Below are 14,295 nucleotides of genomic sequence, written 5' to 3'. Positions count from 1 at the left end.
TTGATATAAATTTGAAAAAAAGCTTTAATTTTAAAATCTAAAAATAAAAATACTGCATGTTTGAATTAACATTTGATTTGGAAGATATCGACCCAAAAATCTTCTATGGAGTTAATAACCAATATTTCAACTTATTAAAATCAAGCTTTCCAACCATTAAGATTACAGGAAGAGATCATTTTGTATTTGCCATGGGAAATCAGGAAGCTTTAGATATACTGAAACAAAAACTGGATGATATTGTAAAATTTATCTCAAAAAACAATTCAATAGGCCTTAAAGACGTTGAAAATATCCTGAATATTAAAGATGAAAATGAAAAACAATTAGTTTTCGATCAGGATATTATTGTAAAAGGGGTTAATGGAAAAGTAATAAAAGCTAAAACAACCAATCTTAAAAGGCTGGTAAAGGAAACAGAGAAAAAAGATATGGTTTTTGCGATAGGTCCAGCAGGAACTGGTAAAACCTACACCAGTGTGGCATTGGCGGCAAGAGCTTTGAGAGATAAAGAAGTAAAAAGAATTATTTTAACCAGACCTGCCGTAGAAGCAGGGGAGAGTCTTGGTTTTTTACCGGGAGACCTTAAAGAAAAGCTTGATCCTTATTTGCAACCATTATATGATGCTCTCCGAGATATGATTCCTCACGAAAAGCTGGAGGGATTTATGGAGAAAAAAGTAATTGAAGTTGCTCCTCTGGCATTTATGAGAGGGCGTACTCTTGATGATGCTTTTGTAATTCTTGATGAAGCTCAGAATACAACCCATGCCCAGATGAAGATGTTCCTTACAAGAATGGGGATGAATGCGAAATTTATTATCACAGGAGATCCAAGCCAGATAGATCTTCCTAAGAACCAGCAATCCGGATTAAAAGAAGCGATGAGAATTCTTAATGGCGTTAAAGAAATTGGTTTTATACATCTTACGGAAGAAGATGTGGTAAGACACCCGGTGGTAAGGAAGATTATTTTAGCCTACAATGATGAAGATAAAAGATTGAGAAATGACTAAAAAAGATAAGTAAAAGTTTCCATTAACCTTTTGTTAACCTTAATTTTTTAAGCTAAAATTTGTTAATTAGTAAAAAATAATTAGCTTTGCAGTCCTTAATTAAAAACTAGTTAACAATGAAAAAACTTTTACTTATTGCAGCAGTCGCTGTGTTGGGCGCAAACGTAAATGCTCAGGAAGTGAGATTCGGTGCTAAAGCAGGATATTCATATTCTACATTAAAAGCAAAGGGCGATGGTCACTCTGAAACTTCTGATCCTCTACATACTTACTATATCGGTGGATTGGTGGAATATAAACTAAGTGATAAATTTGCTCTTCAAGGAGAACTTTTATATTCTCCACTTGGTGGAAAAATGAATGTAGAAGCTGCTGATCCTGAAGATCCAACTACATTTTTAAACGTTAAAGCAAAACAAACGTATCATACACTATTGATTCCTATCTCTGCTAAATATTTTATCACTGAAGGATTATCTGTTTCTGCCGGAGCTAATGTAGGACTTATCTTATCTGCAAAACAAAAGTATTCTGCTGATTTAGGATTAGGACCATTGGTTGAGCTTGAGGGAAGTGATGAAGTGGATATCAAAGATCAGTTAAATACTCTAAACCTTGCTCCGTTTTTAGGTGCTGAGTACATGTTGGAAAACGGGTTGTTCTTCGATGCAAGATATAACCTTGGTGTTTCTAACCTTGCAAAACATGCTGAAGGAGGGTATAAGCTTACCAATAGCTTTATACAAGTAGGTGTTGGTTTCAAATTTGGAGGAAACTAAGAATTATACAAATTATTGATATAAGCAGGGCAAATTTTTGCCCTGCTTTTTTGTTGTTCAGAATGTAAATTCTTGCCTATATCGCTATGAAGAAAATTATTAGTACTTTTGGGGCCGTAATTCAAAAGCTACTAAAAAAATGAAAAAACTATTAGTACTAGGTGCATTTGCACTTTTAGGAGGTGCAGCTCAAGCACAGGAAGGTTTTAAAATTGGTGGGCACATTGGTGTTCCTGTGTCTGATGCGAGCGACGTATCTTCATTTACATTAGGTGTAGACGCAGCTTATATGTGGAACATTACTAAAGGTCTTGATCTTGGGGTAACGACAGGATATTCTCACTTCTTCGGAAAAGATCATTTTGATGATTTCGGATTTATCCCGGTAGCCGTTTCGGGAAAATATAAATTTGCCGGAGCTCCTATCTTTGTAGGATTAGACCTAGGTTATGGTATTTCTACAAAAGACGGAGTAGATGGTGGATTCTACGCTCAGCCAAAATTTGGATATCAAATGAAGAAAGGAGAGTTGTATTTAGGATATCAGAGTATCAGTAACAGACGTGACTACGGATGGTACAGACATAACTGGAATGTAGGAGCAATCAACCTGGGATATAATTTCTTTTTAAAATAGAAAGTTGTTATAAATTATAGAAACTCCGGCCGAAGGCCGGAGTTTCTTGTTGTTATTTATAAGATTGTAAGGGCTGAAGAAGTAGAATAAGGTCATTTATACCTTAAATCTTGTTAAACTTCAATTTTTCGTTTGTAAACAAGTGTTTAATTTTAAAATATTAATGGCTTAAATGTTAATGTTTTAACTCTGTACGTTAAGTTTATATGTGAAATTGGGATGTTTTAGCAGAAATTAACAAAGGCGAAAGAGTAAATATATTGGACTCTGGTTGAGAAATTGGAGTTTTTTTATTCATAATATTGTGAAAAACTCAAAGCCTTTCTTTTAATATGATTTATTTTTACAAAATGCTTAAAAACAATAGTGATATTAATCACATTAACAAATTTTAATATTCGTGGTAGCCACTGTAAATTTGCCTCCAGAAAGTATTAAAATTTTTTAAAATGAAAAAAATATTATTAGCGGGTGCTGTCGCACTTTTTGGTTTATCAAACGCTCAGATTGCTAAAGGAACTACATATTTATCAGGATCTGTTGAGTATTCTCAAAAAGAAACTGACAATGGTAATTATAAAAAAGAAAAATTCAACGTATTACCTACAGTTGGATATTTCGTTGACACTAACTTAGCAGTTGGATTAGGTATTGGATACCAAACTGAAAAAACAACCACAACGACTACTTTAACTGAGAATGTAACTAAGAAGCCAGCTTTCGTTGTTGCTCCTTTCGTAAGAAAATACTGGACTTTATCTGAAAAATTATACATCTTCGGACAATTAGCAGTGCCAATGCAGTTTGGAAAAACTGAAATTGAAAACACAGTAGGAAACACTACAACTTCTAATGAAGCTAAATACACTCAGATCGGTGTTACTGTGAAGCCAGGTTTAGATTATTTCTTAAACAAGAACTGGTCTATCGAAGCTACTATCGGTGAGTTTGGTTACAACAACTACAAGCCAAAAGATGGTGATGCTACAAACAACTATAACTTCGGATTGAACTTATCTTCTGTAACTTTCGGAGTTAAATATGTATTTGCAAAATAATAAACAAAGCATATAATAAACAAGCCCTGAGATCTTTCTTGGGGCTTTTTTTGATACGTTAGAAAGATGATTGTAGGTTGAAATCCTGTAACCTGAAATTATTTCTTCTGTAACTTTTGGAATAAAAAACAGACTAACAAAACAATGAAAATGCAGGTTAGAAATAAATTTCCAAAATCTGCATTTAAATAACTTAAATATAATAATCATGAAAAAAATCTTAATGGCATCTGCAATTGTCTTATTTGCAGGGCTAAATGCGCAAACTACTTTTGGTGTAAAGGGTGGGTACGCTTTGTCAAAATTAAACCTCAATGAGAATGATATTGAATATGGTGGAGTAGAAGGTAGCTTCAAATCGAAATCCGGATTTTATATCGGTGCCTTGGTAGAACATAAGTTCAGTGGTAAGTTTGCAATTCAGGGGGAAGTTGAATATGCTAATTTAGGTGGAAAAACAGAAGTCTCATTGCCTGGAGTTACCGTGACTGAAAAGCTAAATCTTAATAGAATTGTTATTCCGATCTCCGCAAGGTATTATGTGACTCCTGAACTAGGTATATACGCAGGTCCATATGTAAGCTTCAAAACAAATAATAAAGTAAAATTTGAAATGAGCGGGATGAATGGTGGAATGGCAGATCCAAATGCAGTGAGAGAAGGTGAAAAATATGTAGAGAAATTTTTGGATGATTCTTTAAAGTCTACTGATTTCGGATTGTTCTTAGGGGCAGATTATACCGTTTATAAAGGGTTATTTGTGGATGCTCGTTATAGCTTTGGGCTGACTAATATGATTAAAAATCCTGTAGATGGCGAAAAAATGAAAATGAACTTCTTCCAACTTGGACTAGGATATAAATTTAAATAATTCAATTAATAATCATGAAAAAACTATTATTAGCAGGCGCTATTGCGCTTTTCGGGCTTTCTAATGCTCAAATGACTAAAGGTGACTGGGTGATCAGTGGAAACACAGGGATGGGTTTTAACAATACGACAACTACTGTAAAAGTAGCGGGAAAGTCTATTGACGGGCCTAAGACCAACACTTTTTCAGTTTCTCCTTCCGTAGGATATTTTGTTATTGATAAGTTAGCGGTTGGTATAGAATTAGGATACATGACGACTACGACCAAGTATCAGGGTACTAAATCTACAAGTTCGAATTTTTCTGTAATGCCTACAGCTACCTATTATTTCACTAATTCCACGAAATTTGTACCGTTTTTAGGAGCAGGTATCGGATATGCATCGAATACAACAAAGTTTAATACTGATAGTGTATATGCCGGTGATCCTTTACTGCAGACTGATACAACAACGGATGGTTTAGCATGGAAAGTAAAAGGAGGAGTGACTTATATGGCTACTTCGTCTTTAGGAATCAATTTAGGACTTTCTTATGATCAGTTCTCAAATAAAGAAACAATATTGAATACAGAGGTCAAAACCAATGTTAAAACTTTTGGAGTGAATGTTGGGTTCTCTTACTTTATCAAAGGTAAAAGTCAAAAATCAGATAAATAATCTATCTGTTTAGAGATAAAAAACAAAAAATCCGACTCAATTTTGAGTCGGATTTTATATTTTGAATAGTATGTTTCGGGATTATTTTCCAAACATTCCGCCCATTCCAGGCATATTCGGCATTTTGCTCATCATCTGCATCATCTGCTTTCCTTGAGGTCCTTGCATCATCTTCATCATTTTGCCCATCTGATCAAATTGTTTCATCAACTGATTTACATCTTCAATCTTTCTTCCGGCACCTTTTGCAATTCTATTTTTTCTTTGAGTATTAATGATAGAAGGTGTTCTTCTTTCGTCAGGCGTCATAGAATAAATGATCGCTTCAATATGTTTAAAGGCGTCATCACTGATTTCTACGTCTTTGATGGCTTTTCCAACACCCGGAATCATTCCCATCAGGTCCTTCATATTACCCATTTTCTTGATCTGGTTGATCTGCTTCAGGAAATCATCAAAACCGAACTCATTTTTAGCGATTTTCTTATGAAGTCTTTTGGCTTCTTCCTCATCAAACTGTTCCTGAGCTCTTTCTACTAAGGAAACAACGTCTCCCATTCCCAGGATTCTGTCTGCCATCCTTTCCGGGTAGAAAAGATCCAAAGCTTCCATTTTCTCTCCTGTAGAGATGAATTTGATTGGCTTTTCAACTACAGAACGGATCGTTAATGCAGCTCCACCTCGTGTATCACCATCTAATTTGGTTAAAACAACTCCATCAAAATTCAAAGCATCGTTGAATGCTTTTGCCGTATTCACAGCATCCTGACCCGTCATGGAATCCACTACGAAAAGTGTTTCCTGTGGCTTGATGAAATAATGTACCGATTTGATCTCGTTCATCATTTGCTCATCAATCGCCAAACGACCGGCAGTATCCACGATTACTACATCGTGATTATTGGCTTTTGCAAAATTAATAGCATTCTCAGCAATAGTAGAAGGGTTTGTGGAACCTTCTTCAGTAAAAACAGGAACATTGATCTGTCCTCCTAACACCTTTAGCTGGTCAATTGCTGCAGGACGGTAAACGTCACACGCTACCAATAAAGGTTTTTTATTTCTTTTGGTTTGTAAATAATGAGCAAGCTTTCCGGAGAAAGTTGTCTTACCTGAACCTTGAAGACCCGCAATAAGGATTACAGATGGTTTTCCTGAAAGATTGATTCCTTCCTGAGAACCTCCCATCAGATCTACTAATTCATCATGAACAATTTTTGTCATTAATTGTCCCGGAGTAAGCGAAGTAAGAACATTTTCTCCTAATGCTTTATCCTGAACTCTTTTGGTAAGATCTTTTGCTACTTTATAGTTAACGTCGGCATCCACCAATGCTCTACGGATCTCCTTTACGGTTTCCGCTACATTGATTTCAGTAATTTTTCCTCTACCGGAAATATTGTGTAATGCCTTGTCTAATTTATCCTGTAAACTATTAAACATATTGATTGTAAATTATAGGTTTGCAAAAATAAGGAATTAATTTTAAAATTCTCATTTATGCAAGGTATATATGTTTATAAATGCTAAGCTTTTGCATAAAAATGGCTTAACAGTTCATCTGTATAAACCGTATTGTCTTCAAGAATATTTTGATTTCTGATTTTTTGAATTTTTTCAGGGCTTAATCTTTCGATTCCGGCTTCTTCTATCAGTTGTTGTGGTAATCTGTCTATTACTCTGTTTTGAATATGCGAGATCAGCTTTTCAAGATCTGAACAGTAGATAGATGGATTGTCAAATCCGTTTTTTGAAGAATATCTGTTAGCTAAGTCACCACCTCCACATGTTTCGTTAATAGGGCATGATCTGCATTTTTTACATAAATGTTTATGACTATAATGATAAAGCTTTGCTAGAGGCGTGTCTAAGGCTTGATTAATTGAAAAAGAGCTAACATTAGCACCTGTTTTTGTAAAGCCATCTCCACATGATTTCAAACCGTCTACAGCTTCCATGGTTCCGTCGGTTTCTATTACCAGAACTTCATTGTCTTTATTTCCTAAATAATCAGCCATGATATCATTTCCAAATATTGAAGTTGTAATATCCCCAAATAATCGGATAGATGGTCTTGTGGTTTCATCTTCGTTGTACCAGGTATCAAAAATTTTAATCAGCCAATCAGCATAATATGTATTTTCGGTGCTTTCGGTTTTCCCTAAAGGAGGATTGTCGTATGTACCATATGGAAATAGAAAGTCGCCACCTTTTAAATCCAGACTTTTGAGATGGTCATATGCTTCAATAGAGTCTGAATCTATATTCATAACAGATAATAACCCTGTACGTTCCTTGTATGATCTGTTATTAAGCAAAAGATTTATGCCTTTTATCACATCATCGTAAGAACCCTTTCCATTATGGTAAAATCTGTGTTTGTCGTTTACTTCCTTAGGACCATCCAGGCTTACCCCGATATGAACCCTTAATTTTTCAAGAGAATTTACAATGTCTTCGGTAAGTAAAATTCCATTGGTTTGAAGGTTGTATCTGAAGTTTACCCTGCCTTCAGCCATCCTTTTACCGGTGTTTACGAAGTCTTCGATGTATTTTTGTCCGGCTAATAATGGTTCTCCACCATGTAAAATGATCCCGAAATTTTTAATATGATGTTCTTCGCAATGCTCAATGATCCTGTTATAAATATTTTCAATCGTTTCTTTGCTCATTACTTTAGGTTGATTTTTATAAGTTTTATCACCCAAATTATACATATAACAATACGAACAATTTAAATTACATCTGCTTGCAATTTTTAATACAACAATTTTAACTTCCATTTCTATTTTTTCTAATTTAAAAAGGCCTGTAGAAACAGGCCTTATATTGATATGAGTTTACCAGTTGATACCATTTCTCCAGGCATTGCTCCAGCCCAGATTTGACCAATTGTTAGACCATTCCGGCTCAAGAGATTCGCCAGGATTACCAGACTTTCCTCCTGTGATTGATTTGCTGATTTCTCTTTTTAAGAATTTGTCTTGTAATAAATCAGAATGTTTTTCCATTTTTTTTGAATCTGATTTCAAATCGAATTTAAATTTCATAATGTTAATTTTTAAAATAAAGAATTCCACTTTTTATATCAAGGAATTTTTTTGATAGCTATTTAATTCTGTCCAAATAGCAGACACTATATATTGCCTAGGTCTATAGTAAAAGTTTATAGGTGGATTTTTAAAAAAGGTGTTAAGTCTATGAAATCAACTTAAAACAAACTTCTTGGTTGAGCAAACTTACAGAGCCTGGTTTTATAAAGAAAGTGATGACTTTCTATATTTATAAATTAACACTATAGATTTATAAATACTGATATGTGAAATGTTCTGTTTTTGAATTTAACTATATGAATTTCAGTTTTTTATTTGTGTTTTTAATAATATGCGTTTTTTAGAGTTAATTTTTGCTTCCATCTTCTGATTACTATGTGAAATAGACTTTTTCATAGATGATTTTTATAGAAAAATAAGAAAGGGAAGTGATAATTAACTTTAGAATGTAGCGACCTGAAAAGAGATTGTACATATAATATTATATATATAGAAAAAATGATAATTATCAAATCTTACTATAATACGATAGAAAAAGTCTATTTTTGCGATCAATTAAAATAAACCTTGACTAAAGGTGAAATAATTTTAAAATGAAATCTAATCCCAATATTCTTATTGTAGTCCTTTTTTTTCTGACGTTCCTGATTCACTTTTCCCTTTGGAAATTTGTTTTTCATCTGGATGAAATTGTCATCATTAAATTTTATCTTTTCTTAAGTGTGATGTTTATGATGATGATTACTTTAATTATTTTGATCAACAGGATAGCCCCGGAATTTTTAGGATTGTCTGTTATCGGTTTAATCCTTTTAAAATTTGGTTTAATGTATCTGATTAGGAAAAAATTGAACTTTGAAACAATCCCAGGCTATAAATTTCATTTTATCTTCCCTTATTTTGTCCTGACAGCACTACTTACGTACTACGCAATCAAGCTAATTAATCATGATAAAAAACAGTAAAATTATTTATTGAAACTAGAAAAAATATCATATTTTTGCACAACGAAAAAAACCTATCAATGTTTAAGAAATTCGCAGTTTTATTCTACAGTATTTTTGTATTAAACGTAGTGTCTGCACAGCACAATGAAGATGGTGCTGCGGCGGTTCCTGCTCAAGAGCTTTCAGAGAAAGACAAAGTAAGTAAAGAAAACAAAGAGTTCATTGATCATCACTTGTTGGATGCTCATGATTTCACATTGATGGTTGACAAAGAAGGTCACCACATCGGTTTCCCTCTGCCTGTTATTTTTTATGATAACGGTTTCCACTCTTTCATGAGTAATAAAGAAGGGTTCATGCACGGAGAGCCAACTGAAGTAGACGGATCTTTCTATGTGTTGCACCACGAAAAGATTTATAAGACTGATGCAGCTGGAACTATAACTCTTGATGATCACGGTCATCCAACTAACGAAAAGCCTTTGGATCTTTCAATTACAAAGAGTGTTCTTATTATCCTATTAGTGTCAATCTTTATGTTGGTATTATTCGGTGGAATGGCTAAGTCTTATAAGAAATCTGTAGTTCCTACCGGAGCAGCAAGATTCCTGGAGCCTTTGATTATCTTTGTAAGAGATGAAGTTGCTATCCCGAATATCGGTCATAAGTATAAAAGATTTATGGGATATTTATTAACCGTATTCTTCTTTATCTTATTCCTGAACGTATTAGGACTAATGCCTTTCGGAATCAATGTTACAGGTAATATTACCATGACGTTCTTCCTTGCTATTCTTACTTATTTGATTACAACATTCTCTGCAAATAAAGATTACTGGAAACACATCTTCTGGATGCCGGGAGTACCAGTGCCAATGAAATTGATTATGCTTCCTATCGAATTATTAGGAACAATCACTAAGCCATTCGCATTGATGATCCGACTTTTTGCCAACATGACTGCAGGTCACATCGTAGTAATGAGTTTGATCGGACTGATCTATGTGTTTAAGAACTTTGCAGCAGGTGTTGCTTTCCCATTCTTAACCTTAGTAATCTATTTATTGGAAGTATTGGTAGCGTTCCTACAAGCGTATATCTTCACGATGTTATCAGCTTTATTTATCGGAATGGCAGTGCAGGAGCACGAGCACGAACACCACGCTGCTCACTAATTGAAAATTAAAATTAAAGTAAAACAAATTTTTTAAAATTATATATTATGGAAATCCCTAAAATTGTAGGTGCTGGTATCGTAGTACTAGGTGTAGGTATCGGTCTTGGTAAAATCGGAGCTGCTGCTCTTGAAGCTATCGCTAGACAACCTGAACAATCTGGAAAAATCCAAACAGCTATGCTTATTGCAGCTGCCCTTGTAGAAGGTGTTGCGTTTGCTGCTCTATTCGCAGTAAACTAATTAAACTCAAATCATTATCTGCAACGGTTGGTTGCAGGTAATGATTCTTTAAAAAAGTAATAATTATTTATACATTTATATAATGGAATTAATTCATCAGTTTTCATCAGGATTATTTATTATCCAGTCTGTTATTTTTCTAGCGTTATTATTTCTGTTAGGTAAATTCGCTTGGAAACCTATTTTAAACTCTATTAACGACAGAGAAACTTCTATTGTTGACGCTCTTAATCAAGCTAAATTGGCTAGAAAAGAGATGGAAACTCTAAAAGAGGACAACGAAAGAATCATTCGTGAAGCTAAAATCGAAAGAGATGCTATCCTTAAAGAAGCTAGAGAAATTAAAGATAGAATCGTAGGAGAAGCTAAAGATGCTGCTAAATCTGAAGGAGACAAATTGATTGAAGCTGCTAAGCAGAGTATCCAGGCTGAGAAAAATGCTGCTATGGCAGATATCAAAACTCAAATCGGAACTTTATCTGTGAACATTGCTGAGTCTATTTTGAAACAAAAATTAGACAACAATGAAGCTCAAAACGAATTAGTTCAAAATTATTTAAACAAATCAAACCTTAACTAAGAATGCTTACATCTAAAGTAGCTAAAAGATACGCACAAGGTTTACTTGATTTCACAAATGAGTCAGGTCAAACGGCTACTGTATTTTCTGAAATGAAAGATGTAGTAAAGGTAATGTCTGAATCTAAAGATTTAAACAAGTTTTTCCTTACTCCTTACATCGATTCTAAAAAGAAAATAGAAGTAGCAAACGAAATTTTCAAAGGTTTATCTGTTTCTTCTCAGAACCTTATTAAATTGGTTATTAAGCACGGGCGTGAAAACCAATTGAAAAATATTGCTCAGGAATTCATCAATAAAGTTGAAGACCTTAGCGGTGTACAAAGAGTAACGCTTACTACAGCAACTCCACTTTCAAAAGAGAATCTTGATCAGATTTTAAGATCTACCAATCTTGTAAATGCTGATTCAAAATTTGATTTAAAAGTAAATGTAAAACCTGAAATTCTTGGGGGATACGTTCTAAGAGTAGGTGACCAGCAGGTAGACGCGTCTGTGAAGACAAAATTGAACCAAGTTAAAAAAGATTTCCAATTAAATTAAGAAAAACAACCATACAATGGCAGAAATAAATCCGGCAGAAGTATCTGCGATCTTAAAACAGCAATTGGCCAACTTCGATACTCAATCAAACGTTGAGGAAGTAGGTACAGTTTTAACCATCGGTGATGGTATTGCTCGTGTATACGGGTTAGAAAACGTACAATACGGAGAGTTGGTGAAATTTTCTAGTGATGTAGAAGGTATTGTACTTAACCTTGAAGAAGACAACGTAGGTGTTGCTTTACTAGGTGAAAGTAAATTAGTAAGAGAAGGTGATACCGTAAGAAGAACAAACAGAATCTCTTCTATCAAAGTAGGAGAAGGTATGTTAGGTAGAGTAGTAGATACTCTTGGTAACCCTATCGATGGTAAAGGTCCTATTACTGGAGAATTATACGAAATGCCATTGGAAAGAAAGGCTCCTGGGGTTATCTTCAGACAGCCCGTAACTGAACCTTTACAATCAGGTATCGTAGCGATTGATGCAATGATCCCTGTAGGAAGAGGACAGAGAGAGCTTATCATTGGTGACAGACAAACAGGTAAAACTACTGTTGCGATTGATACGATCATCAACCAAAGAGAATTTTTTGATGCAGGTAATCCTGTATATTGTATATATGTTGCCATCGGACAGAAAGCTTCTACCGTAGCACAAATCGTTAAAACTCTTTCTGATAAAGGAGCTTTAGCATATACTGTAATCGTTGCAGCTAACGCATCAGATCCAGTTCCAATGCAGGTATATTCTGCAATGGCAGGTGCTTCTATCGGTGAGTTCTTCAGAGACACTGGTAGACCAGCTTTGATCGTTTATGATGATTTATCAAAACAAGCAGTTGCTTACCGTGAGCTTTCTCTACTATTGAGAAGACCACCGGGCCGTGAAGCTTATCCTGGAGACGTTTTCTATCTTCACTCAAGACTATTGGAAAGAGCTGCAAAAGTAATTGCTGATGATAATATCGCTAAGCAAATGAACGATTTGCCGGAATCTCTTAAACCAATCGTGAAAGGTGGTGGTTCATTAACGGCACTTCCAATTATCGAAACTCAGGCAGGTGACGTTTCTGCATATATCCCAACTAACGTAATCTCTATTACAGACGGACAGATCTTCTTGGAGTCTGATCTATTCAACTCAGGGGTTCGTCCAGCGATCAATGTTGGTATCTCTGTATCAAGAGTAGGGGGTAATGCTCAGATCAAATCAATGAAAAAAGTATCTGGTACATTAAAATTAGACCAGGCTCAATATAAAGAACTAGAAGCGTTTGCTAAGTTTGGTTCTGACCTTGATGCTTCTACTTTAGCAGTTATCTCTAAAGGAGAAAGAAACGTAGAAATCCTTAAGCAGCCGGTAAACGCTCCGCTTCCTGTAGACAGTCAGGTAGCAATCGTTTATGCAGGAACAGAAAACTTAATGAGAAACGTTCCTATCAGAAAAATTAAAGAATTCCAACACGAATATATCGAATTCCTAAGATCTAAGCATCCTGAAACAATGGCTGCAATCAAGGCTGGGAAAATCGATAATGATATTACAAGCGTTCTTAAGCAGGCAGCTAACGATTTAGCTTCTAAATACAACTAAAAAAATTCAATGTTTAAGGTTTAAAATATAAAGTTTTAAGCCTTAAACTTTAGACCTTAAACTTTGAACCCAAATTAATGGCAAACTTAAAAGAAATACGAGGCAGAATCACGTCAATTTCATCTACGATGCAGATTACCCGTGCTATGAAGATGGTTTCCGCAGCGAAACTGAAAAAAGCACAGGACGCAATCGTAATGCTAAGACCATATTCTGAAAAATTACAGGAGCTTATCCAGAATGTAAATTCTAGCTCTGATCCTGATCAGATTTCTGTATATGCTCAGAAAAGGGAGGTTAAAAGAGTACTTTTCATCGCTGTTACTTCAAACAGAGGTCTTGCGGGAGCTTTTAACTCTTCCATCGTAAAAGAGCTTAATCTTCAGTTTCAGAACAATTCTCAATACGAGATTGAAGTTCTTCCTGTTGGTAAAAAAGCATATGATGCTGTAAGAAGAAATCGTTCAGTATACGCTAATGGAAGTTCTGTTTATGATAATTTGAATTTTGATGCAGTTGCTCATATTACTGAAGGGGTAATGGCAAGTTTCAGAGAAGGTAAATTTGACGAAGTTTATGTTATCTACAACAGATTCGTTAATGCTGCCACTCAGGAAGTAACTACAGAACAACTTCTTCCTATCTCAATGCCTGAAAATACAGAGCCACAGGTTGAAACAGATTATATCTTTGAACCGAACAGAGCTGAGATCCTGGATAATTTAATTCCAAAATCGATCAAAACTCAGGTTTTCAAGGCAATCTTAGATTCAGTAGCATCTGAGCACGGAGCGAGAATGACTGCAATGCACAAAGCTACAGACAATGCCGAAGCGTTGAGAAATGATCTTAAGATCTTCTACAACAAAGCGAGACAGGCTGCAATTACCAACGAAATTTTGGAAATTGTTTCCGGAGCAGAAGCTTTGAAAAATTCGTAAGAATTATTTTAACATATAATAAAAAGCATCGATAGTATCGGTGCTTTTTTTTGGATTAAACTTAAAAAACTCATTGTAGACACCTAAAACCTTTCTTTTGTACAGGAACTGAAGAAAGATATCCGATTATTTTTTTTAATACAAAACAGATGTATTTATGAGTCTCAAATTTCTCTCTAAAAAATCATTTCATTGAAATAA

16 protein-coding genes are annotated in these 14,295 nt (G+C 34.7%); 13 read left to right on the top strand and 3 right to left on the bottom strand.

Going from position 1 to position 14,295, the window contains the following annotated elements; genetic code table 11:
* Positions 1-56 precede the first annotated feature (56 nt).
* The 6 genes from EG342_RS18985 (at position 57) to EG342_RS18960 (ending at position 5,020) form a co-directional block, all read left to right on the top strand.
* The gene (locus EG342_RS18985; protein WP_103292240.1) at positions 57-1,016 is read left to right on the top strand and encodes a PhoH family protein; all 960 of its coding nucleotides are present in this window, start codon (positions 57-59) and stop codon (positions 1,014-1,016) included.
* 116 nt (positions 1,017-1,132) lie between these two features.
* On the top strand, positions 1,133-1,795 hold the full coding sequence (locus tag EG342_RS18980; protein ID WP_103292241.1) for a porin family protein: 663 nt from the start codon (positions 1,133-1,135) through the stop codon (positions 1,793-1,795).
* Positions 1,796-1,934: 139 nt separating this feature from the next.
* Positions 1,935-2,432 (top strand): hypothetical protein, encoded by a 498-nt coding sequence (locus EG342_RS18975; protein WP_103292242.1) that lies wholly within the window; start codon positions 1,935-1,937, stop codon positions 2,430-2,432.
* A 449-nt stretch (positions 2,433-2,881) separates the two neighbouring features.
* Positions 2,882-3,490, top strand: coding sequence for an outer membrane protein (locus tag EG342_RS18970; protein WP_103292243.1), 609 nt, complete (start codon positions 2,882-2,884; stop codon positions 3,488-3,490).
* Positions 3,491-3,698: 208 nt separating this feature from the next.
* Positions 3,699-4,361 (top strand): porin family protein, encoded by a 663-nt coding sequence (locus EG342_RS18965; protein WP_103292244.1) that lies wholly within the window; start codon positions 3,699-3,701, stop codon positions 4,359-4,361.
* A gap of 14 nt (positions 4,362-4,375) precedes the next feature.
* Positions 4,376-5,020, top strand: a complete 645-nt coding sequence (locus EG342_RS18960; RefSeq protein WP_103292245.1) for an OmpW family outer membrane protein — start codon at positions 4,376-4,378, stop codon at positions 5,018-5,020.
* Between the two features lie 81 nt (positions 5,021-5,101).
* Here the strand turns inward: EG342_RS18960 and ffh are convergent, their stop codons facing one another.
* The 3 genes from ffh to EG342_RS18945 all read right to left on the bottom strand — a co-directional run bounded on the left by ffh (position 5,102) and on the right by EG342_RS18945 (position 8,070).
* A complete protein-coding gene (gene ffh, locus EG342_RS18955; protein WP_103292246.1) occupies positions 5,102-6,463 on the bottom strand; it encodes a signal recognition particle protein in 1,362 nt (453 codons plus the stop codon).
* An 83-nt stretch (positions 6,464-6,546) separates the two neighbouring features.
* Complete coding sequence (locus tag EG342_RS18950; protein WP_103292247.1) at positions 6,547-7,803, bottom strand: radical SAM protein; 1,257 nt, start codon at positions 7,801-7,803, stop codon at positions 6,547-6,549.
* A gap of 57 nt (positions 7,804-7,860) precedes the next feature.
* Positions 7,861-8,070: a hypothetical protein gene (locus EG342_RS18945; RefSeq protein ID WP_103292248.1), complete on the bottom strand. Its 210-nt coding sequence runs from the start codon at positions 8,068-8,070 to the stop codon at positions 7,861-7,863.
* A 596-nt stretch (positions 8,071-8,666) separates the two neighbouring features.
* On the opposite strand from EG342_RS18945, the gene EG342_RS18940 reads away from it, so the two are divergent.
* From EG342_RS18940 to atpG, 7 genes are all read left to right on the top strand, one after another.
* Positions 8,667-9,038, top strand: a complete 372-nt coding sequence (locus tag EG342_RS18940) for a hypothetical protein (protein ID WP_103292249.1) — start codon at positions 8,667-8,669, stop codon at positions 9,036-9,038.
* Positions 9,039-9,097: 59 nt separating this feature from the next.
* Complete coding sequence (atpB, locus tag EG342_RS18935) at positions 9,098-10,195, top strand: F0F1 ATP synthase subunit A (RefSeq protein ID WP_103292250.1); 1,098 nt, start codon at positions 9,098-9,100, stop codon at positions 10,193-10,195.
* Positions 10,196-10,242: 47 nt separating this feature from the next.
* Positions 10,243-10,437, top strand: a complete 195-nt coding sequence (gene atpE, locus EG342_RS18930; protein ID WP_002979108.1) for an ATP synthase F0 subunit C — start codon at positions 10,243-10,245, stop codon at positions 10,435-10,437.
* Positions 10,438-10,519: 82 nt separating this feature from the next.
* Positions 10,520-11,017 carry a F0F1 ATP synthase subunit B gene (locus EG342_RS18925; RefSeq protein ID WP_103292251.1) on the top strand — a complete coding sequence of 166 codons (498 nt, stop codon included), beginning with the start codon at positions 10,520-10,522 and terminating at the stop codon, positions 11,015-11,017.
* A gap of 2 nt (positions 11,018-11,019) precedes the next feature.
* On the top strand, positions 11,020-11,559 hold the full coding sequence (atpH, locus tag EG342_RS18920; RefSeq protein WP_103292252.1) for an ATP synthase F1 subunit delta: 540 nt from the start codon (positions 11,020-11,022) through the stop codon (positions 11,557-11,559).
* Positions 11,560-11,575: 16 nt separating this feature from the next.
* Complete coding sequence (gene atpA, locus EG342_RS18915; RefSeq protein ID WP_103292253.1) at positions 11,576-13,153, top strand: F0F1 ATP synthase subunit alpha; 1,578 nt, start codon at positions 11,576-11,578, stop codon at positions 13,151-13,153.
* A gap of 77 nt (positions 13,154-13,230) precedes the next feature.
* Positions 13,231-14,094 (top strand): ATP synthase F1 subunit gamma, encoded by an 864-nt coding sequence (gene atpG, locus EG342_RS18910; RefSeq protein WP_103292254.1) that lies wholly within the window; start codon positions 13,231-13,233, stop codon positions 14,092-14,094.
* Positions 14,095-14,295 lie beyond the last annotated feature (201 nt).

Origin of the sequence: Chryseobacterium lactis (assembly GCF_003815875.1) — a bacterium.
GTDB lineage: Bacteria > Bacteroidota > Bacteroidia > Flavobacteriales > Weeksellaceae > Chryseobacterium > Chryseobacterium lactis.
Note: the sequence above shows the minus strand (reverse complement) of the source record. Positions and strands in the feature narration are given on the sequence as shown.